General features: G+C 66.5%; 20 protein-coding genes. 13 read left to right on the plus strand and 7 right to left on the minus strand.

Annotated elements, in window-relative coordinates:
* Window positions 1-29: 29 nt before the first annotated feature.
* From EDF58_RS07980 to EDF58_RS07995, 4 genes are all read right to left on the minus strand, one after another.
* Entirely contained in the window at window positions 30-1,622 is a 1,593-nt protein-coding gene (locus EDF58_RS07980) for a cisplatin damage response ATP-dependent DNA ligase (RefSeq protein WP_132264333.1), read from the minus strand.
* Window positions 1,623-1,815: 193 nt separating this feature from the next.
* Window positions 1,816-2,820: a ligase-associated DNA damage response exonuclease gene (locus EDF58_RS07985; RefSeq protein ID WP_132264335.1), complete on the minus strand. Its 1,005-nt coding sequence runs from the start codon at window positions 2,818-2,820 to the stop codon at window positions 1,816-1,818.
* A 93-nt stretch (window positions 2,821-2,913) separates the two neighbouring features.
* Complete coding sequence (clpA, locus tag EDF58_RS07990; protein WP_132264336.1) at window positions 2,914-5,283, minus strand: ATP-dependent Clp protease ATP-binding subunit ClpA; 2,370 nt, start codon at window positions 5,281-5,283, stop codon at window positions 2,914-2,916.
* Between the two features lie 159 nt (window positions 5,284-5,442).
* Window positions 5,443-5,661: a DUF1192 domain-containing protein gene (locus EDF58_RS07995; RefSeq protein WP_132264338.1), complete on the minus strand. Its 219-nt coding sequence runs from the start codon at window positions 5,659-5,661 to the stop codon at window positions 5,443-5,445.
* A gap of 89 nt (window positions 5,662-5,750) precedes the next feature.
* Here EDF58_RS07995 and EDF58_RS08000 point away from each other — a divergent pair, with 89 nt between their 5' ends.
* Entirely contained in the window at window positions 5,751-6,752 is a 1,002-nt protein-coding gene (locus EDF58_RS08000) for an NAD(P)H-quinone oxidoreductase (protein ID WP_132264339.1), read from the plus strand.
* Between the two features lie 189 nt (window positions 6,753-6,941).
* A complete protein-coding gene (locus EDF58_RS08005; RefSeq protein ID WP_132264341.1) occupies window positions 6,942-7,661 on the plus strand; it encodes a DUF1013 domain-containing protein in 720 nt (239 codons plus the stop codon).
* Window positions 7,662-7,797: 136 nt separating this feature from the next.
* Here EDF58_RS08005 and EDF58_RS08010 read toward each other — a convergent pair whose 3' ends face one another.
* Together EDF58_RS08010 and EDF58_RS08015 are read right to left on the minus strand one after the other, a co-directional pair.
* Window positions 7,798-8,220 carry a polymer-forming cytoskeletal protein gene (locus EDF58_RS08010; RefSeq protein ID WP_132265263.1) on the minus strand — a complete coding sequence of 141 codons (423 nt, stop codon included), beginning with the start codon at window positions 8,218-8,220 and terminating at the stop codon, window positions 7,798-7,800.
* Window positions 8,221-8,224: 4 nt separating this feature from the next.
* Complete coding sequence (locus EDF58_RS08015; protein ID WP_132264343.1) at window positions 8,225-9,382, minus strand: M23 family metallopeptidase; 1,158 nt, start codon at window positions 9,380-9,382, stop codon at window positions 8,225-8,227.
* Window positions 9,383-9,687: 305 nt separating this feature from the next.
* On the opposite strand from EDF58_RS08015, the gene EDF58_RS08020 reads away from it, so the two are divergent.
* From EDF58_RS08020 to EDF58_RS08060, 9 genes are all read left to right on the plus strand, one after another.
* The gene (locus tag EDF58_RS08020) at window positions 9,688-10,986 is read left to right on the plus strand and encodes a glutamate-5-semialdehyde dehydrogenase (RefSeq protein ID WP_132265264.1); all 1,299 of its coding nucleotides are present in this window, start codon (window positions 9,688-9,690) and stop codon (window positions 10,984-10,986) included.
* 27 nt (window positions 10,987-11,013) lie between these two features.
* A complete protein-coding gene (locus EDF58_RS08025) occupies window positions 11,014-11,724 on the plus strand; it encodes a nicotinate-nucleotide adenylyltransferase (RefSeq protein ID WP_132264345.1) in 711 nt (236 codons plus the stop codon).
* A 164-nt stretch (window positions 11,725-11,888) separates the two neighbouring features.
* A complete protein-coding gene (rsfS, locus tag EDF58_RS08030; RefSeq protein ID WP_132264347.1) occupies window positions 11,889-12,236 on the plus strand; it encodes a ribosome silencing factor in 348 nt (115 codons plus the stop codon).
* A 182-nt stretch (window positions 12,237-12,418) separates the two neighbouring features.
* Complete coding sequence (locus tag EDF58_RS08035) at window positions 12,419-12,844, plus strand: 23S rRNA (pseudouridine(1915)-N(3))-methyltransferase RlmH (protein WP_132264349.1); 426 nt, start codon at window positions 12,419-12,421, stop codon at window positions 12,842-12,844.
* A gap of 112 nt (window positions 12,845-12,956) precedes the next feature.
* Entirely contained in the window at window positions 12,957-14,204 is a 1,248-nt protein-coding gene (locus EDF58_RS08040; protein WP_132264351.1) for a peptidoglycan DD-metalloendopeptidase family protein, read from the plus strand.
* Between the two features lie 175 nt (window positions 14,205-14,379).
* Window positions 14,380-15,774 (plus strand): S41 family peptidase, encoded by a 1,395-nt coding sequence (locus EDF58_RS08045; protein ID WP_132264353.1) that lies wholly within the window; start codon window positions 14,380-14,382, stop codon window positions 15,772-15,774.
* 10 nt (window positions 15,775-15,784) lie between these two features.
* Window positions 15,785-16,273: a disulfide bond formation protein B gene (locus EDF58_RS08050; RefSeq protein WP_132264355.1), complete on the plus strand. Its 489-nt coding sequence runs from the start codon at window positions 15,785-15,787 to the stop codon at window positions 16,271-16,273.
* On the plus strand, window positions 16,270-16,785 hold the full coding sequence (locus EDF58_RS08055) for a demethoxyubiquinone hydroxylase family protein (RefSeq protein ID WP_132264356.1): 516 nt from the start codon (window positions 16,270-16,272) through the stop codon (window positions 16,783-16,785). Before EDF58_RS08050 ends, EDF58_RS08055 begins: the two co-directional genes overlap by 4 nt.
* Window positions 16,786-17,005: 220 nt before the next feature.
* Window positions 17,006-17,623: a hypothetical protein gene (locus EDF58_RS08060; RefSeq protein WP_132264358.1), complete on the plus strand. Its 618-nt coding sequence runs from the start codon at window positions 17,006-17,008 to the stop codon at window positions 17,621-17,623.
* An 85-nt stretch (window positions 17,624-17,708) separates the two neighbouring features.
* Here the strand turns inward: EDF58_RS08060 and EDF58_RS08065 are convergent, their stop codons facing one another.
* Window positions 17,709-18,539 carry an oxidoreductase gene (locus EDF58_RS08065; protein ID WP_132264360.1) on the minus strand — a complete coding sequence of 277 codons (831 nt, stop codon included), beginning with the start codon at window positions 18,537-18,539 and terminating at the stop codon, window positions 17,709-17,711.
* Between the two features lie 238 nt (window positions 18,540-18,777).
* Between EDF58_RS08065 and EDF58_RS08070 the strand changes: the two genes are divergently transcribed.
* Both EDF58_RS08070 and EDF58_RS08075 read left to right on the plus strand, forming a co-directional pair.
* Window positions 18,778-19,734 carry a ribokinase gene (locus tag EDF58_RS08070; protein WP_243654130.1) on the plus strand — a complete coding sequence of 319 codons (957 nt, stop codon included), beginning with the start codon at window positions 18,778-18,780 and terminating at the stop codon, window positions 19,732-19,734.
* 71 nt (window positions 19,735-19,805) lie between these two features.
* Entirely contained in the window at window positions 19,806-20,930 is a 1,125-nt protein-coding gene (locus tag EDF58_RS08075) for an LLM class flavin-dependent oxidoreductase (protein ID WP_132264364.1), read from the plus strand.
* Window position 20,931 lies beyond the last annotated feature (1 nt).

Genomic DNA, 20,931 nt, shown 5'->3' on the forward strand with positions numbered 1-20,931 from the left:
GATCTGTTCCACGTGGAACTTGATCGCGGTCAATCGCGGACCATTGCCTTCAGAGTCTCGATCCGGTCCGCCTCATGCGCGGGCTTGTCCATGCGAATCCGATGAATTCGCGGAAAACGCATGGCGAGCCCGGACTTGTGGCGCTTGCTGAGGTGGACCGAATCGAAGGCGACTTCCAGCACCAGCGACTTGTCCGTCTCCCGCACCGGGCCGAAGCGATTGACCGTATGGTTGCGCACATGCCGGTCCAGCCATTTCAGCTCCTCGTCAGTGAAGCCGAAATAGGCCTTGCCCACCGGGAGCAGTTCGGCGCCGGCATCCGGGTCGCCGTCCCAGCAGCCGAACGTGTAGTCGGAATAGAAAGAGGATCGCTTGCCGCTGCCGCGCTGGGCATACATCAGCACACAGTCGATCAGCAGCGGATCGCGCTTCCACTTGTACCAGAGCCCGGTCTTGCGCCCGGCGACGTAAGGGCTGTCGCGCCGCTTGAGCATGACGCCTTCGATGGCATCATCCCGCGCCCGCTCGCGGATCGCGGCGAGTTCCGCGAAGTCGGCAGCCGGGATGACCGTGCTCAGGTCGAAATGCTGCGGGTCAAGCCGGGCCGCCAGGGTTTCGAGTCTAGCCCGGCGATCGCGCCAGGGGAGGGTGCGCAAATCCTCGCCTTCGACGATGAGCGCATCGTAGAGACGCACGAACGCGGGAGATTCCGCCAGCATCTTCTTCGAAACGGTCTTGCGGCCCAACCTCTGCTGAAGCGCATTGAAGCTGGCCGCGCCGCCTTCCTCGCCGCCCTGGTGGATGCCGCGCACCAGCAACTCGCCGTCAAGCACGGCGTCGAGGTCGAGCGCAGAGGCAATTTCGGGAAAAGTGCCGGAAATATCGTCGCCGGAGCGGGAATAGACCCGGGTATCCCCTGCGACCCGCACCACCTGCACGCGAATGCCGTCCCATTTCCATTCGGCCGCATAGTCCGCAAGGTCGAGCTGGGCATCCTCCAGCGGATGGGCCAGCATGAACGGCCGGAACAGCGGTAGGTCTTCGGAGGAAGGCGCGGCGGCGCCATGGGCCGCCCAGTCGAACAGGGCGCTGTAAGGCGCCTGCTGACCATGCCAGTGCTCCTCGACATCCTCCACCGAGACGTCGAAAGCCTGCGCGAAGGCGGTCTTGGCCAGACGGGACGAAATCCCGATCCGCATGGCTCCCGTCGCCAGTTTGAGCAGGGCATAGCGCCCCTCGGCGTCGAGACGGTCGAGCAGGCGCGGCAGTTCGGCCATGACATTGGCGCGAGTCATGCGGGTGAGCGCGTCGACAGCTTCGCTTACGGTCGGCGGATCGGGCGGAGCATCCGGGGTGGGCCAGAGCAGGCTGGCGGTCTCCGCCGAATCGCCCACGTAGTCGCGGCTCAGCGTCCAGAGCACCGGATCGATCCGCTCGCTCATCAGGTTGCGGATGGTCGAGCTTTTCACGGCGGGGAAGTCGAGCCCGTCGGTGAGCGCCGCCAGGGCCCATCCGCGGTCCGGATCGGGAGTCTCGCGCAAGTAGTCCGCCAGCAGCTTGAGCTTGGCGTTGCGGCTGCGGGTGTAGACCAGCGAGTCGATAAGGGCGGCGAAGCGCTCCATTTATGAAGGCACGCGGAAGCGCGGTGGTGCAGCGAAGAGAGCGCCCCGTTCGCGCAAAGGCGCAAAGGCGCGAAGAGGCAACGTTCGCGGGGAATCCACTCTCGGAGCATGTGCCTGCGCGTGGCGCGATGCCAGAAAGCGGAAGCATGCCTGCGACGCGGGGCATCCTCCTGGCGCCTCTGCGGGAGTCCCGTCAATCATCTTCATCCTCGTATCCCACCAGCGCCAGTGCCCGCGCCCGCCGCTGGTTGAGCTGGCACCAGCGCAGCATCGCTTCCTCGCGGCCATGCGTTATCCAGGTCTCGGCCGGATTCACGTCGATCACCGTCTGAGTCAGTTCGTCCCAGTCCGCATGGTCGGAGATCACCAGCGGCAGCTCGACCATGCGCTGGCGGGCGCGCTGGCGTACCCGCATCCATCCCGAAGCCATGGCGGTGACGGGATCGGGCAGGCGGCGGCTCCAGCGGTCGTTGAGCGTGGAAGGCGGCGCGACCACCACTCGGCCGACGAGGTCTGCCTTCGTGACGTCACTGACGAGCCGCAAATCGCCGAGATCGACGCCCAGCTCTTCATAAAGGCGGCACATGCGCTCCATCGCGCCGTGGAGATAGATGACGTCATGATGTCCCGCGCGGCGCAGCTCGGCGATCAGGCGTTGGGCTTTGCCGAGAGCGTAGGCGCCCACCAGCACGCAGCGTTCGGGATTGGCGGCGAGGGCGGCCAGCAGCTTGGCGATCTCATGTTCTACGGGCGGGTGGCGGAACACGGGGAGGCCGAAAGTCGCCTCGGTGATGAGGACATCGCAAGCCGTCACTTCGAAAGGCGGGCAGGTGGGATCCGCCCGGCGCTTGAAGTCGCCGGTGACGATGATGCGCTCGCCCGCGTGCTCCAGCAGGATCTGCGCGGAGCCCAGCACATGTCCGGCCGGGATATAGGTTGCGGACACGCCGCCGCGCAGGCTCAGGGTCTCGTGATAGGCCACTGGAACGGCGCCTTCGGAAGTTGCGTAGCGCAACTTCATGATCGCGAGGGTCTCGGGGGTGGCGACGGTCTCGCCATGACCGCCGCGGGCGTGGTCGGAATGGCCGTGAGTCACCAGGGCGCGGTCGACGGGGCGGGATGGGTCGATCCAGCAATCGGCGGGGACGACGTGAATTCCCCAGGGTTCGGGTCTGATCCAGGAGAAATCGCGGGCCATGCATGAAAAATGGGGCGGGAACCGCGTGGTTCCCGCCCCCTCTATTTCGTCATCCCGAATCAGGTCCGGGATGATTGGCCGTAGCGACCCGGTTCAATCGTCGGCATTGGCTTCCGACGGCGGCCCGGGCTTCTTCGCCGACTTCTTGGCGGCGGGCGCCTTGCGTCCCTTCACCATCTTGGGCGCGGCGGGCGTCAGTTCGAAGTTCAGCCCGTCATCCTTGACGGAAACATGCACTTCGCCGCCGTGGTTCAGCTTGCCGAACAGCAGTTCCTCGGCCAGCGGCTGCTTGACCTTCTCCTGGATCACGCGGCCCATCGGACGCGCACCGTAGAGCTTGTCGTAGCCGCGATCGCCCAGCCAGGTGCGGGCGTCGGAGTCGAACTGGATATGGACGTTCTGGTCGGCCAGCTGAAGTTCCAGCTGGAGGATGAACTTGTCCACCACCCGGCTGATGGTGTCCTTGGCGAGATAGGCGAAGGGCACGATGGCATCGAGACGGTTGCGGAATTCCGGCGTGAACATCTGCTTCACTGCCTCGTCCCCGGCATCCGCCTTGGACGTGTCACCGAAGCCGATGCCCTGGCGCGCCATGTCGGATGCGCCCGCATTGGTGGTCATGATCAGGACCACGTTGCGGAAGTCGACGGTCTTGCCGTGGTGGTCCGTCAGTCGGCCGTTGTCCATCACCTGAAGCAGGATGTTGAACAGGTCCGGGTGGGCCTTCTCGATTTCGTCCAGCAGCAGCACGCAGTGCGGATTCTGGTCGATCGCATCCGTCAGCAGGCCGCCCTGGTCGAAGCCGACATAGCCCGGAGGCGCGCCGATCAGGCGGCTGACCGAGTGACGCTCCATATATTCCGACATGTCGAAACGCTTCAGCTCGATGCCCATGATCGAGGCGAGCTGGCGGGCGACTTCGGTCTTGCCGACGCCGGTTGGGCCGGAGAACAGGAACGAGCCGATCGGCTTGTCCGGATCGCGCAGCCCCGCGCGGCTGAGCTTCATGGCGGTGGCGAGCACGCCGATGGCCTTGTCCTGGCCGAACACGACGCGCTTCAGATCGCGTTCGAGATTCTCGAGCGCCTTCTTGTCGTCCGAGCTGACCGACTTGGGCGGGATGCGCGCCATCGTGGCGATCACCTGCTCGATTTCGCGGGCGGTGATCGTCTTCTTGCGGCGGCTGGGGGGCACCAGCATCTGCATCGCGCCCACTTCGTCGATCACGTCGATCGCCTTGTCCGGCAGCTTGCGGTCGTTGATGTAGCGCGCCGAAAGCTCGACGGCGGTCTTGATCGCGTCAGGCGTGTACTTGACCTTGTGGTGCTCCTCGAAGGCCGTGCGCAGGCCCTTGAGGATCTTGATGGTGTCTTCCACCGTGGGTTCGTTCACGTCGATCTTCTGGAACCGGCGCAGCAGGGCGCGGTCCTTCTCGAAGTGGTTGCGGAACTCCTTGTAGGTGGTGGAGCCGATGCAGCGGATCGTGCCGCCCGACAGCGCGGGCTTGAGCAGGTTCGAGGCATCCATCGCGCCGCCGCTGGTGGCGCCGGCGCCGATCACCGTGTGGATCTCGTCGATGAACAGGATCGCGTGCGGCATCTTCTCCAGTTCGGAGACGACCTGCTTCAGGCGTTCCTCGAAGTCGCCGCGATACCGCGTGCCTGCCAGCAGCGAGCCCATGTCGAGTGAGTAGATCACCGCTTCGGCCAGCACTTCCGGCACGTCGCCCTCGACGATCTTGCGGGCCAGACCTTCGGCGATGGCGGTCTTGCCGACGCCGGGGTCGCCCACGTAGAGCGGGTTGTTCTTGGAGCGGCGGCAGAGGATCTGGATCGTGCGGTCCACTTCGGGGCCGCGGCCGATCAGCGGGTCAACCTTGCCGTTCAGCGCCTTCTCGTTGAGATTGACGGTGAACTGGTCGAGCGCCGAATCCTTCTTGCTGGCGTTCTTGGCTTCGGCCTTTTCCTCGGGCGTGGGGGCGTGTTCCTCGGACCCCTTGGAATTGCGTTCTTCCACGCGCTTGCCGCCCTTGCCGATGCCGTGGCTGATGTAGCTGACGGCATCCAGGCGGCTCATGTCCTGCTGCTGCAGGAAATAGACGGCATAGGAATCACGCTCGGAGAACAGCGCGACCAGCACGTTCGCGCCGGTGACGGTGTCCTTGCCTGAGGACTGGACATGCAGGATGGCGCGCTGGATCACGCGCTGGAACCCGGCGGTCGGGGCGGGATCGCCCTTTTCCTCGGTCTTGAGCGACTGGTATTCCTGGTCGAGGTACTGACGGACCACGTCGCCGAGGTCGCCAAGTTCCACGCCGCATGCCTGCATGACCTGTGCCGCGTCCGGATCATCGATCAGGGCGAGCAGCAGGTGCTCCAGCGTGGCATACTCGTGGCTGCGCTCGGAAGCGTGCGACAGGGCCGAGTGCAGTGTCTTTTCCAGGCTTTGCGCGAAACTAGGCATCTAGAAGACTTTCATTTGGGAGGGGGACTCTCCTTGCGGCGGTTTCTGGCCTTGTAGGGGAGTTTGCTGGCCTTGCGAATTTGGCCGGGCTTCGTTTCAACTCATATATAGGGACGCTCCGGGTCCTTGCGAGGTTACCGTGAAGGAGAGTGACGCCGATCATGATTGCTTCGGCCTGAACAGCGCCTCTGCGGCCTGCATATGCGCGGAGGCCTGGTGGCGATGCGCCTTGATGCGGGCTATCTCTGATTCGAGCAGGGCAACGCGTGCGTCGAGTTCGTCCAGCGAAAAGCGATCCAGGCTTTCGCTGGCGAGAAGGCTGGCAGCTCCGAAGTCACCTTCGGGCGACCGCCGCCGCGGTCGATCGTCCTCGTCCATTGCACCGCAGCATCGGACTGTACTTTGGGACTGTCAATGGCCAGAAAATATGTTCCACTTCAAAGTGGGACTGTGGCAACAGGATATGTATGTTAGCTAACTCACCCACAATGATGACCGCGATCGGCTTCGAGGCGCCCGGCGGTCCCGAGGTTCTCCAGCCCGTAACCGTGCCCGTGCCGGTACCTGGAGCGGGCGAGGTTCTGGTCAAGGTCGCCTTTGCGGGCGTGAATCGGCCGGACGTCGTGCAGCGCCAGGGGAAGTACCCGCCGCCGCCCGGCGCATCGCCGCTGCCGGGGCTGGAGGTCTCGGGCCAGGTGGTGGCGCTGGGCGAAGGGGTGACCGAACTCGCGCCGGGGCAGAAGGTCTGCGCGCTGGTGGCTGGCGGTGGCTATGCCGAATACTGCATCGCCAAGGTCAGCACCTGCCTGCCGGTCCCCGATTCGCTCGCCCTGGATGAAGCAGCCGCCTTGCCGGAGACGCTGTTCACCGTCTGGCACAATGTCTTCGAACGCGGCTGGGCGCGGGAAGGGGAGACCATCCTGATTCACGGGGGCACCAGCGGCATCGGCACGATGGCGACGATGCTGTGCCGCCAGTTCGGCCTGACCGTGATCGTCACTTGCGGCTCTCCCGACAAATGCGCCCGCGCGCTGGAGATCGGCGCCGATCACGCCATCGACTACAAGGCCGCCGATTTCGTCGAGGAAGTCGCACGGATAACCGAGGGCCGGGGCGTCGACCTGGTGCTGGACATGATCGCGGGCGATTATGTCGCGCGAAACCTCAAGTGCCTGGCGCCGGACGGCCGCCACGTCACCATCGCCGTGCAGGGCGGCGCGAAGGCGGAGATCAATATGGCCGTCGTCATGGCGCGCCGCTACACCCTGACCGGATCGACCCTGCGGCCCCGCACGGATTCCTTCAAGGCGCTGCTCGCCCAGGAAATCCGCGCCAATGCCTGGCCGCTGGTGGAGGAGGGCGCGCTGCGTCCGGTGATGGATACCCGCTTCCCCTTGCGGGAGGCGGCTGCGGCCCACGCCCGGATGGAAGCGGGGGATCACGTCGGCAAGATCGTGCTGGAGGTCTGAGCGGCTCCGGCGCGCCTGCCTGGAGGCGTCCGGGCACGAATCGTGCTCGCGGTCAGTCGAGCCGCATGGATAATAGAGTTGCCGAAAGCTAGGCTTTTGCTTGCCGAATGCGCAAAGTTTCCCTAAATCGGCTCTGTACGGCCGCTCCGCGAAGGGGCGGCCCTTATTGTTTCCGCCGGAGATAGAGACATGAGCCAGCCCACTCCGCTGATGCCGCACGCGACCGCCTCCTGGCTGGTCGACACCACTGCGTTGACCTTCGAGCAGATCGCAGAGTTCTGCGGCCTGCACATGCTCGAAGTGCAGGCGATGGCCGACGATCTGGCATCCAGCAAGTACACCGGCCGCGACCCCGTTCGTTCGGGCGAGCTGACGATGGAAGAAATCGAAAAGGGGCAGGCCAACCCCGAATACAAGCTGCGCATGCACAAGGTGCCGGTCACTTCGAACCGCACCAAGGGCCCGCGCTACACCCCGGTGTCCAAGCGCCAGGACAAGCCGGACGGCATCGCCTGGATCCTGCGTAACCACCCCGAGGTGTCGGACGCGCAGATCGGCAAGCTGATCGGCACCACCCGCAACACGATCGCGGCCATCCGCGACCGGTCGCACTGGAACATCGCCAACATCACCCCGAAGGACCCGGTTACGCTGGGCCTCTGCTCGCAGCGCGAACTCGATGCCATCGTGTTCAAGGCCGCGAAGAAGGCAGGCATCCAGGATGACGGCCAGAACGACGAGCGTCTGACGGACGACCGCGAAGCCCTGATCGAGGAACTGCGCGCCGAGCGTGAGGCCGCATCGCGCGCCGCCAGCGAAGCCGCGCAGGAAGCCGAAGTCGCTGCCTGGCTCGAAGCCAAGCGTGCCGCCGAGGCGGCGGGCGAAACGGGCGGAGACCGGGGCGAGTAACCGATCCCGTCGACGCGGTGCGCCGGAGCGATCCGGCGCGCAGCGATCCTTCACCGGAACGAAAAAAGGCCCGCGACAGTCATCTGTCGCGGGCCTTTTTGCTGTCTGTCGTCCCCGCCTCGGGGATGCGGGCCGCTTACTCGGCGGCCAGCACTTCCACTTCGGCTTCCGCGGAAGCGTGCGGCAGGCGCGCGAGGGCCGGGGGCATCTGGCCGCCATTGGGGCTGAGCCGGCCTTCGAGGCGCGCGCCCTGCTCGATGGTGAGGGCATCGTAGGCGATGTCGCCGATGATCTGCGCGCTCTTGAGGATCACCACTTCGCGGGCGGCGATGGTGCCGCGCACGATTCCGGCGATGCGGACCGATTCGGCGGAGATTCCGCCGGAGATCTCGCTCTCCTCGCCCTGGACGAGCGCTTTGCAGGTGATGTCGCCGATCACCCGTCCGTCGATATGGAGATCGGCGGAGGCTTCGACATTGCCGGTGAGCGTGATGTCGTTGCCGAGCATCGAGAAGCCCGAGGTCGGGCCGGTGCGGTGGCTGGTGAAGTTCTTGACCATGGTGTTATCGGGCTTCTTGCTGAACATTGCGGGCGGCCTCCAGGAAGGGGCGCGGATTCATCGGGCGATTGTTAACGCGCACTTCGAAGTGGAGGTGCGAGCCGGTGGAGCGGCCAGTGCTGCCCATCGCGGCGATGCGGGTTCCGCCGTCCACTTCCTGCCCGACGCGAACGCCGAAAGCGGAAAGGTGGCCGTAGCGGGTCATCAGGCCATTGCCATGGCTGATCTCGATGCAGTTTCCGTAGCCCTGGCGCTGCCCGACGAAGGACACCTTGCCCTTGGCGGCGGCGTAGATCGGCGAACCCATCGGGCCCGGGAAATCGAGCCCGGCATGGAACGCGGCGCCGCCGGTGAAGGGGTCGGACCGGTAGCCGTAGCTGGAGGAGACGTAGGCGACATGGGCCGGCTGCACCTGCGGGATCGAGGCGAGGCCGTTCTCCAGCGCGTCCATGCGCGCAAGGCTGAGGCCCAGGCGCTGGAAGCGGGGGTCCAGAGATCCGTCGGCCGCGGTGGCGAGGCTTTCCAGCGGACCACCTTCCGCCACCTTGGAGCGGGCGCGGGCCATGATCGGGGCAGGGTTCAGGCCGAGCTTGCGGATCGTGTCGGAAGCAAGGGCGGCGCGGTGGTCGGCATAGCGGGTCAGCCGTTCCACGAGCGCGATCTGCCCGGCTTCGAGCTGGGCCAGCTTGCCGGCCTCGGGCAGGACGGCGCTGATCTTGCTGGCGGGCTCGCCGGCCTTTGCCGGGTCAGCCTGCGCCGGATCGGCCTTCGCTGCGTCCTCGGCGGGGGTTTCCTCGGGAAGCTCGCCGATGTGCGCGTCGATCATCTTCTCGATGAACTGCTGGCGGCGGGCGAGGTCGGCCACCGTGCCGTCCAGATTGTCGCGATACTTTTCGACGTTGCTGGCCGCGGCGGCGACACGCGCCTCACGCGTGGCCAGGGCGGCGGATTCGCTGGTTGCCGAAAACTGCGAGAAGGCCAGGGCGCCCATCGAGACGCACCAGGCGCCGAGCAGCGAGACGGCCACGCCGGCGGCGGCCTTCTGCATTCCCGACGAGATACGGATGAAGCGGACCTGCCCCTGCGATCGCACGATCAGTTCGCGATCCGGGAACGCCGCCTTGAGACGCCGCTTGAGCGTCCCGGCAGATGTTGATTTCAAAACGACCCCGCGTAGTTTCTCGGCGTGAATTTTTGGCTTGAACCCGGGCCGGCGAGCTAGCAGGGGGCGGGCGGCAAGGCGAATCGACTTGCCGTGAGTCCTTGCGGAATCCCGCTGAGTCGAACTGTGCTTGCGATAAACGGAGGAACCCGTTTCGATTGCGCGCTGGGCCGTTCATCTCCCGTTTCGGGTGATTCGTCGAAAAACTTCGGTTTTTCAATCTTATTGTCGGGATTGCGCTGGATCGGCGTTCGGACCATGTCCGGTCGGTGACAGCCCCTTCCAACGGTGCTAGGCCGCTGGCCATGAACCTGCAGACCACTCCCGTCGCCGAGAAACAGGCTCCTGTCGATGAGACGCCTGAGGCGCTTGTAGCCCGCCTGGCCACCGATGGCCGCGCCGCGCAGCGCCTGCTGGCCCGGCTCACCGATGCGCAGAAGGCCGATGCCCTGCGCGCCGCCGCCGATGCGCTGCGGGCCGCGGAGCCAGCCATCCTGGAGGCCAATGCGCGGGACGTGGCAGCGGGAGAGGCCAAGGGGCTGACGGGCGCCATGCTCGATCGCCTGCGCCTCGATGCCGGTCGCCTTGCCGCCATGGCTGATGCGGTCGAGCAAGTGGCCGGCCTGCCCGATCCGGTGGGCGAGATCATCTCCGAAAGCGCGCGCCCCAATGGCCTCAAGCTGTCGCGCGTGCGCATTCCGATCGGGCTGATCGGTATCATCTACGAAAGCCGCCCCAACGTCACCGCCGATGCGGCGGCGCTCTGCCTGCGCTCGGGCAATGCCGTGCTGCTGCGTGGCGGCAGCGAGGCCTTGCATTCCAACCGCGCGATTCTGGCAGCGATGGTCTCGGGCCTGGAACAGGCGGGCGTTCCCGCCGCGGCAGTCCAGCTCGTACCCACCCAGGACCGCGCCGTGGTGGGCGCCATGCTGACTGCGGCAGGCCTGATCGACATGATCGTGCCCCGCGGCGGCAAGAGCCTGGTGGCGCGGGTTCAGGCCGATGCCCGCGTGCCGGTGCTCGCCCACCTGGACGGTATCTGCCACACTTATGTCCACGCCTCCGCCGACCCGGAAATGGCGCGCGGCATTGCCGTCAACGCCAAGCTGCGCCGCACCGGCATCTGCGGTTCGATGGAGACGCTGCTGCTCGATACGCAGTTCCCCGGTTCTGCCGAAGTGGTGCGCGCGCTGGCGGATGCGGGCTGCGAACTGCGCGGCGATGCCCGCGCACAGGCGCTGGACCCGCGGGTTCTGCCTGTCGGTGACGAGGACTGGGACACCGAATATCTCGATGCCGTGCTCTCGGTGGCGGTGGTGGACGGGCTGGACCCGGCGATGGACCATATCGCCGCGCATTCCTCGCACCACACCGATGCCATCGTCGCTGCCGATCCGGCCGCGGCCGAGCGCTTCCTGGCCGAAGTGGACAGCGCCATCGTGATGGTCAACGCCTCCAGCCAGTTCGCCGACGGCGGCGAATTCGGCCTTGGCGCCGAGATCGGCATCGCCACCGGCCGGCTCCATGCGCGCGGCCCGGTCGCGCTGGAGGGACTCACGACGTACAAGTGGCTGGTCCGCGGCACCGGGCAGGAACGGCCCTGACCGTCCCGCGCACCGCGAATCCCTTGCATGGCTGACCGCAGGACCCGCCTCGGCCCGATCACCGGCCTGCTTGGCGGCAGTTTCAATCCGGCCCATGGCGGGCACCGGCGCATCAGCCTGTTCGCGGCAGAGGCACTGGGACTGGACGAGGTCTGGTGGCTGGTCTCGCCGGGAAATCCGCTGAAGCCCAGGGCCGGGATGGCGCCGCTGGCCGCGCGGGTGCTTTCGGCCCGCCGGCAGGCCCGCCGTGCGCCGATCCGGGTGACGGCGATCGAGCGTGAACTGGGTACGCGCTACACCGTCGATACGCTGAAAAAGCTGGTCCGGCGCTACCCGAAACGCCGCTTCGTCTGGCTCATGGGAGCGGACAATCTGGCCCAGTTCCATCAGTGGAAAGACTGGCGCGCCATCGCGAGACTCATGCCGATTGCGGTTATCGCGCGTCCGGGGTATGATGGGGATGCCTTCGCGAGCCCCGCGATGGTCTGGTTGGGGAGGTTCCGGAGGCCCCGTCCTAGTCTTCGTGGTCCGGAAAGGTGGAGCGCACCCGCGCTGGTGACATTGCGATTCGACCCCGATACGCGGTCGGCCACGGCTCTACGCCGGGCTGATCCGGAGTGGGCCCGGAAGCTGATGAACAGGCTTCCGCAGGCAGGCTCCGATACCGTGGAACATTGGGGCATCGATTCGCTCAGAGACGATGTCACCCACCGCCCGATACCCGGAGATGCAGCGTGAGCAGGCTTGATGCCTCTCGTTCGCATGCCGGAAATCCAATGATCAGATCGAGTGCGGCAGGGCATTTCATGCCCGGCCCGGTCGGTCGCTGAAAGGAGCAGACCCTACTTAAGATGCCACAGGCACAGATACAGCCGGCTTCAACCGGCGCAACGCCCCCGGCCATGGTCGAGTCAGACGACCCGCAATTGGCCCTCGTCCTGCAGTCCCTGGATGACGACCAGGCGCAGGACATCGTGACCATCGACCTCGCCGGCAAGTCGACGATCGCCGAATTCATGGTGATCGCTTCGGGCCGTTCGACCCGCCAGGTGGCGGCCATGGCCCAGAAACTCGGCGAACGCCTCAAGCAGGGTGGCTTCGGTCATTCCCGCATCGAGGGTCTGCCGGCAGCCGACTGGGTTCTGGTCGACGCAGGTGGCGTGATCGTTCACCTCTTCCGTCCGGAAGTACGCAGCTTCTACAACCTTGAACGGATGTGGGGCTTCGACGGACCGTCGGGCGCGGCCTGAGCCGAATGCGGCTTGAGCCTTCATGGGCTCAGGCGGTAACGGCCCCGGGTCCCGATCGGAACGGACTGGGATCACCCGGCCGCTGAGTGCGGCCGGGATCCGGCTGAACCTCGCGGCGCGCCGCCCAGGCTGCGCCGGTGGTTGCCGCATTTCGCGTTTTTTGCGCCTGAGATTGGGCACCCATGCTTCTGCATATCATCGCCCGCGGCAAGATCGCGCGTTCGCCGGAGGCGGAACTGCTCGATCGCTATGCCAAGCGGCTCACCTGGCCCTTCCGGCATAGCGAATTGCCGGACGTGGGCGGTAAAGTGCCGCCGCCGGTGCAGACCCCCTTCCGCGAAGTCCTGCTGGACGAGCGCGGCAAAGTCATGAGTTCGGAAGAATTCGCCGCGCTGCTCGGGCGCTGGCGGGATGAAGGCGTGCGCGAATGCCGCTTTCTGATCGGCGCGGCCGACGGTCACGGTGACGAGGCCCGCGCCCAGGCCGATCACCTGCTGTGCTTCGGCAAGATGACCTGGCCTCATCTGATGGCCCGCGCGATGCTGGCCGAACAGCTCTGGCGCGCGACCGCGATTCTGGCGGGGCATCCGTACCACCGTTCGGGCTGAGCGAGAGGCACGGCGGCGGCCATCGGTTTCGGTCGTCGCAGGCCGAATATCTCCCAGGAAAGCGCAAGGTTTCCTCTTTCCGCGGGACTCGCGCTGCCCTAATCATCCCCGCGTGAAGCCGGGACCGCGCACTTTCATCGTCACTGCCTCCGCTGCCCTGGCAGTCGGAACGGCCGTGCTTGCCGGACAGGGGCTGACCCAGTCCGGGGCGCTGGCCGTGCTCGACCCGGCGGTGGACGCGACCCAGGCACAGCGCGAGATGCTCGTCGCCCGAAAGGAGGGCGATGCGGCGCGCCGCCGCGCGGAAAAGCTGGAAGCCCGGGCCCGCGATGTCACTGAGCAGGCCGAACGGACCGCGCGGGAAACCGCCGCTGTCGCCGCGCGCATTCAGGAAACCGAAGCGGGAATCGCTGCGCAGCGCGCCCAGGTCCGGCTCATCGCCATCGAGCGCATCGACTTGCGCGAGCGTCTGGCGGAAAAGCAGGCCCCGCTGGCGCGGCTGACGGGTTCGCTCCAGCGCCTGTCGCGCCGTCCGCCGCTCCTGGCCGTGCTGCGGCCGGGTTCGGTGCGCGACGCGGTCTATCTGCGCGCCTTGCTCGATACCATGCTGCCGGAAGTCGAGCGTCGCACCCGCGGGCTGCGCAGCGAGATCGAACGGGGCCGTGCGCTGGAGCAGCAGGCGCGGGCGGCCGGACGGCAGCTTGCGGAAATGGAGGGCGAGATGCGCCAGCGGCGCAAGGCCCTGGCCATTCTGGAATCCCGCCAGCGCCTTGCCGGGCGCGAGGCCAGCGGCATTGCCGCGCGCGAGGGCGAACGGGCGCTCGCCCTGGCGGAGAAGGCCCGCGATCTCGGCGATCTGGTGGACCGGATGGGCGAGCAGGGCGCGCTGCGCGAACAGCTCGCGGCGCTGCCCGGCCCGACGATGCGCCCCTTGCGTCCGGAAGAAACGCGGGTGATCGAGGCTTCGCAATTCGTGCCCGTTCCCGAAGGCTTGGCCAGCTACATGCTGCCGGTGACGGGGCGGCTGGTGACAGGTTTCGGGGAAGTCCTGCCGGGACAGGCGCCTTCGCGCGGACTTTCGCTGGCGACACGGGGCAGCGCGCAAGTGGTGGCACCGGCCGCCGGGCGCATCGCATTTGCCGGTCCCTATCGCGGCTATGGGCAGATCGTCATCATCGAGCATCGCGGCGGATGGACCTCGCTGATCACGGGGCTGACGCGGCTCGACGCGGACGTGGGCCGCCAGGTGGTGGCCGGGGCGCCCATCGGCACGACGGGGCCGCGCGATCCGCGCGTCATGGTCGAACTGCGGCGGCAGGGCGAAGCGGTGAATCCTCTACAATATATCCGTTCGCTATGAACGTTCCTTCGCGGCGCGCGGCAGCCTCTCCATTCCTGCCGCGTTCATTCTCGATCCTCTAGCCTCGCGACAGGTTTGCGCGTTCTTGGCAATTGTGCGCGCGGTCCTGTAGGATTACAGTCAGGAATTCCCCGGCCCCCGGCCGGCGTGACCCACGAAAAGGCCCCTAAGCCCGATGAAATTCGCACCCCTGATGCGCGCTGCCCTGCTGGTGTCGGCCGTTGCCGTCCTTCCTGCGGCGACGTCCGGTCTTGCCGCGGTGGACAGCCGCGTGAATCCAGAATTCAGCAAGCTTTTCACGATCTACGAACTGGTCAAGGCGAACTACGTAGACCAGGTTGACGACGACAAGCTCATCAAGGGCGCGATCGACGGCATGCTGGCCAGTCTCGACCCGCACTCCAACTACCTCGACGGCCCCTCGCTGCAGCGGCTGGAGACGATGATCGACGGCAATTATACCGGACTCGGCCTTTCGGTGGTCGAGGACGACGGCGCCGTGAAGATCGTCTCGCCGTTCAAGGGCAGCCCCGCGGAAAAGGCCGGGCTCAAGGCGGGCGATTACATCACTCATCTCGACGGCGTGCTCTATTACGAGCGCGACCTGGACGAGGCAGTGTCGAAGATGCGCGGCCAGGCCGGCACCTCTATCCGCCTGACGATCTACCGTCCCGGCCGCGACAAGCCTTTCGACGTCACCGTGACGCGCGGCGTGATCGAACTGGAACCGGTGACCTGGGAACTGAAGGACGACGTGGGCGTGATCTCGGTGAACGAGTTCTCGCGCGATGTCGGCAACTTCGTGAACAAGGGCATTGCCGATCTCAAGAAGCAGGCCGCGACCAAGGGCACCAAGCTCGATGGCTTGGTGCTCGACTTGCGCTCCAACCCCGGCGGTTCGCTGGACGAGGCCGTGGCGCTGTCCGACCTGTTCCTCGACAAGGGCGTGATCGTGTCGCAGCGCGGCCGCATCGCCAGCGAGAATCAGTATTACCGCGCGGAAACGATGTTCAAGGGCGATGCCGTGAAGGGCATGCCGATCGTGGTGCTGGTCGACGCGGGTTCGGCTTCGGCTTCCGAGATCGTCGCCGGCGCGCTCCAGGACCAGCATCGTGCCGTCGTCATGGGCGAGCGTACGTTCGGCAAAGGCTCTGTCCAGTCGTTCATCCAGCTGGACAAGAACAGCGCCGTGAAGCTCACCACCGCGCGCTACTTCACCCCTTCGGGCCATTCGGTTCAGGAGGGCGGCATCCTGCCCGACATCAAGGTGCCGCAGCTGTCCGACCCGGATGCGCGTTTGCGGGCCGAACGGGCGGTGCGCGAATCCGACCTTCGCGGCCACCTCATCAACGAGGCCTCGCTGGACGACAAGGAACTGGAGACCGACAAGGCGGACGATCCGCGCTTCAAGGCCTCTGCCGAAGAGCTGAAGAAGCAGGGCATCGACGACTTCCAGCTGACTTACGCCATCGACACGCTGCGCCGCACCGCGGGCAAGCCGGCGCTCGCCCGCTATACCGCGCCGCCCGCCACGGTTCCGCCCGTGCCCAAGACCGCGCAGAAGGACTGAGGCCGTCGTCATGACCGTTGCCGTTGCCGCTCCCTTGCGCGCCGCCCGCGCGCTTGCGCTGGCCGTACCCGTGGTCCTGCTGGGCGGGGCCTATGTCAGCCAGTATGTCTTCGGACTTCATCCTTGCGAGATGTGCTGGTGGCAGCGCTATCCGCACATGTTCGCCATCGTCTTCGCGGCGCTGGCGTTCTTCTGGCGTCCGGTCCGTCCGCTGGTGGCGGTGGCCGCGGTGGGCATCCTGACTTCGGGCCTGATCGGCGGCTACCATGCCGGCGTGGAATATGGCTGGTGGCAGGGCATGACCGCCTGCACTTCCACGCCTTTCGCGGCCGGGGTGGACCCGATGGATGCGATCCTCAATGCGCCGGTGATCCGCTGCGACGTCGCGCCCTGGACCCTGGGCGGCATTTCGCTGGCGGGCTTCAACTTCCTCATTTCCACCCTGGGTGCGCTGGCCGTGTTCGGCCTCGTCGCCCGCAGCCGCAAGGTTCCGTCATGACGTCATCGAAGGCCGCGCGGATGATTCGGGTCGATCAGGCCGGTGAATTCGGCGCGACGCGCATTTACGCGGGCCAGTTGGCGGTGATGGGCGCGCGCGCGCCGCACTCCACCGAGATCGCCGGCATGGCCGAGCAGGAGGCGGAGCATCAGGCCCGGTTCGACGCGATGATCGCCGAGCGGGGCGTGCGGCCTACCTTGCTTCAGCCCGTCTGGTCGGCGGCCGGCTATGCGCTGGGCGCCGCGACGGCGCTGATCGGGCCGGAAGCGGCCATGGCCTGCACCGCCGCGATCGAAACCGAGATCGACCGCCACTACAGCGAGCAGATCGAAGACCTGGGCGACGAGGATCCCGAACTGGGCGACGTGATCCGCAAGTTCCGGGACGAGGAACGCGAACACCGCGATGCCGCGCTGGCGGCAGGCGCGGAAAAGGCACCGGCCTATCCCCTGCTGTTCAACGCGATCCGTCTTGGTTGCCGGGTGGCGATCAAGCTCTCGGAAAGAATCTGAAATCCGCACGTTATACTGTCGACCAAGAAGGGCGGCATGTTACCTTGGAGCGTTCTCCAATCAGGTGGAATCACCCGATGACTCGGAAAACGCGACAAACCAGGAGCCTGGTGCAGTGGATCCGATGCATTCGGATCGGAATTGCTCCAGGATACCGTTCAAGGCTGCCGCGGCCATCTTGTGGCACCGCGAAGCCATCGACCAAAGCTGGAGCAATTCCATGACGCGCCTCCTGACGACTGCCGCAGCCCTGGCCACTTTCGGCGCCGCCTGCGGGCTGACCATGGGCGCGATGCCCGCCTTGGCGCAGGCGCCCCAGGTTGCCACGGACGATCTGGGTTCGGGCGACGAGAAGGTGAACCAGCTCATCGTCTACGGCGAAGACCCTTGCCCTGCCTCTTCCGGCAACGAGATCACCGTCTGCGCGCGCAAGGCGGAGGCGGAGCGCTTCCGCATTCCCGAGCCGCTGCGCGGCATCGATCGGCCGCAGTCGGAAGCCTGGAGCAACAAAGTGCAGGCTTATGAGACGGTCGGCGCTTTCGGCAACATGAGCTGCTCGCCGGTCGGCGCGGGCGGCGCTTCGGGTTGCACCCAGAAGCTGATCAACCAGGCCTATTCCGAAAGGAAGAACGGCTCGGAAGTGCAGTTCAGCAAGCTGATCGAGGCCGAGCGCGAAAAGCGCCTTTCCACCATCGATGAAGATGCCGCCGCCCAGCAGAAGCGCGTCGAGGAAGCCGAGAAGGCCTATTTCGACCAGCAGCGCCGCCAGCAGGCCGACGCCGACGCCAAGGCAGATGCCACCGACGTAGCCCTGCCGCAGCCGAAATCCCGGAAGTGACGACGGCCCGGGGCGGGGCGCGGTAAGCTCCCCGGGCCCCGGATCTCTCATCCGGCATGAGCGGCTGACGATTGCCGCTCCTCCCTCAGGCCGGCTCGAACGCGGTGGAAAGCGAAAGCGTTTCCCAAGCGTCCATCTGCTGTCCCACGAATGCGATCTGGTCGCGGGCGTAGTGCAGCGCGTCTTCGCCCAGGAACAGGTGGAGCGGGGGCTCCTTTGCGTCGAGGGCGGCCAGGATAGCCTCGGCCCCGCGCGCGGGATCGCCCTTTTCGGCGCCAGCGCCCGCGGTGAGGCTGCGGCGCGCGAAGTGAGCGCCGTCCTCGTAATCGGCGATGTCCTTCGCCGCGACCTTGAGGCCCGAGGCCGCGAATCCGGTGCGGAACCCTCCGGGCGCGACATTGGTCACGCGGATGCCAAAGGGTGCCACTTCCTGCGCAAGGGTTTGGCCCACGCATTCCAGCGCATATTTGCTGGCCCCGTAGACGCCGGTACCCGCCCAGGGCGCATGGCCGGACACTGAAGTAGTGTTGACGACATGGCCCGCCCGCCGCGCCCGCATGGCGGGGAGCACTGCCTGGATCATGCGGATCGCGCCGAAGACATTGATTTCGAACAGATCGCGCGCCTCGTCGATGGAGACTTCCTCGATCGCCCCGACCAGGCCGTAGCCGGCGTTGTTGAGCAGGCGGTCGATACCGCCGGTCAGCGTCTCGGCCCGGGCGACGGCAGCGCGAACCGAAGCATCGTCGGTCAGGTCCACCGAGAGGACATGGGCGCGGCCCGGTGCCAGCGCCTCGAACGCCGCGTCTCCCACGCTGCGCGTGGTGCCGACCACCGAGTCTCCACGCGCCAGCGCCGCCTTCGCCACGGCCCGCCCGAGGCCGCCGCCGATGCCCGTGATGAGCCATTTCGTCATCTTCGATGTCCTTCAGGATTGCGCCGATCATGCTTTGCGGCGAGGATTGCTGCAGGCCGGTGCGGCCTCGATCAAGCGCATTGTAGGATCCGGGCCAATCCGCGCTCTTTGCGCTGGCAACCGCAATTGTTGCGGCAGCGCGCACGGCGGCGGGTGGCGCTTGACCTGTCCAAAGGCGCCATGCAGCCCATGAGGAAAGCAAGGGCGCGGAACGGCTTGGCGCCGTGAGCAAGTTGGGGTGGCAGCTTTGGCAGTTCACATCTTCGGTTCGATCAATCTCGATATCATCACGTCGCTGAACCATCTTCCACGGCCCGGCGAGACGGTCATGGCCACGGCAACGGCACGGTTGCCCGGCGGGAAGGGCGCGAACCAGGCGGTGGCGGCGGCGCGGATGGGCGCACAGACCCGCATGGTGGGCGCCGTGGGGGAGGGCGATTCGGGCAGCTGGATGCTCTCGCGCCTCAAGGCGGACGGCATCGATGTCAGCGGCGTCGCCACGCTGCCCGGCGTCGATACCGGCACGGCCTATATCGCCGTGGACTCGCTGGGAGAGAACCAGATCATCGTCGTGCCCGGCGCCAACGCCCGCCTGCGCGATGCCCTGCCCGTGGCCGAAGGCGTGCTGCTGGCCCAGCTGGAAGTGCCGGTTTCGGCGCTGCTTCCGGTCTTTGCCCGTTCAAAGGCGCTCCGCATCCTGAATGCCGCCCCGGCCGTGATCGAGGGCAGGGCGCTGTTCGAGCATGTCGACATCCTGATCGTCAACCAGCACGAGATGGCGGCATTCCTCGGCCTGGATGCGGCGCCGGTCAACGATGACATGGTCGCCGTGGCCGAGACCGCGCGCGGCCTGCTCTGCCGCGAGGGGCAGACCGTCATCGTCACGCTCGGCGCCGGGGGCGCGCTGGCCGTGCGCGCGGACGGGCAGCTCCACGTCCCCGCCCTACCGGTGATACCCGTAGACACCATCGGCGCGGGGGACTGCTTCTGCGGCGCGCTGGCGGCCTTGTTCGACGAGGGGCGCTGCCTGGAGGAAGCCCTGCCTTATGCCACCGTGGCCGCGGCGCTCTGCACCCTGGGCCAGGGCGCGGCACCGGCCATGCCGATGCGCGCGGCGGTGGAGGATCTGATCGGGCGGCCGGCAACAGAACATGCGCTGCCAATCAAGAAGCCTTCGGCGGCATCCCTAAGCTGACTTCGAGCGGTGCCGGACCAGATCCGGATCCGGGGGCCCGCCCCCAGACGACAGGCCAACAAGAGGACGCGATGAACCAGTTTCCCATGACGCCCTTCGGACTTCCTTCGGACAACGGCGGCAAGGACCTTGGCCTGTTCCTGCCGGTCGCCAACGGCGGCTGGATCCTGTCGAAGAACAAGCCCGAGCTTGACGGCTCCTATGCCTACAACCGCCAGTGCGCCGTGCTGGCCGAGGCGGCCGGCATGGACTTCATCATGTCGATGTCGAAGTTCCGCGGCTATGGCGGCGAGACGAAGCACTGGGATTCCTCGCTCGATCCGATCGTGCTCATGGCCGCGCTCAGCGAAGTGACGCGCAAGACCCGCATCGTCACCACGCTGCACACCCTGCTCCAGAATCCGGCCGTCGCCGCCAAGATGATGGCGACGCTCCAGCAGGTGAGCGGCGGCCGGGCGGGGCTGAATGTCGTGACCGGCTCCTACAAGGGTGAGTTCGCGCAGATGGGCGCCTGGCCTGAGGACGTGAATCACGACCAGCGCTACGATCTCGCCTATGAATGGGTCCGCGCGGTGAAGGCGCTGTGGAGCGAGGATTCTGTCACCATGAAGGGTGACTACTTCACTCTGGAAGATTGCGAATCCTGGCCCAAGCCGGAGCAGCGGCCATTCCTGGTCTGCGCCGGATCTTCCGAGATCGGCATGCGGCTCACCTCGGAAGAGATGGATGCGATCTTCCTGTCGGGCGGCACCGCGCCGGAACTGGCCAGGAACAGCGACCGCGCCAAGATCATCGCCGCCGAATATGGCCGCAACATCCGCACGTATTCGATGATGACCCTGGTGATCGACGACAGCGATGCGGCGGCCAAGGCCCGCGCCGAACACTATGCCGCCGGGCTCGACGAAGGCGCGCTGGCGGGCATGATGCGCGCTTACGGCTTCCTCGATGCCGAGATCGGCAAGGAGAACGACTTCACCCGCAAGGCGCGCAGCTCGTTCATGTCCGCCCAGATCGTCGGCAGTGCGAAAAGCGTGACCGAACAGCTCGGCGAACTGCTCGAAGCCTCGGGCACCGACGGCCTCATGCTGATTTTCGACGATTACCTGAAGGGGCTGCCGGTGTTCGGCGCCGAGATTCTGCCGGCCCTGCGCGAACGCTTCCCCGGCAAGGTCGCCGCGCCGGTGGCGGGCTGAG

Origin of the sequence: Novosphingobium sp. PhB57 (assembly GCF_004342985.1) — a bacterium.
In the GTDB taxonomy this organism is placed as follows: Bacteria; Pseudomonadota; Alphaproteobacteria; order Sphingomonadales; family Sphingomonadaceae; genus Novosphingobium.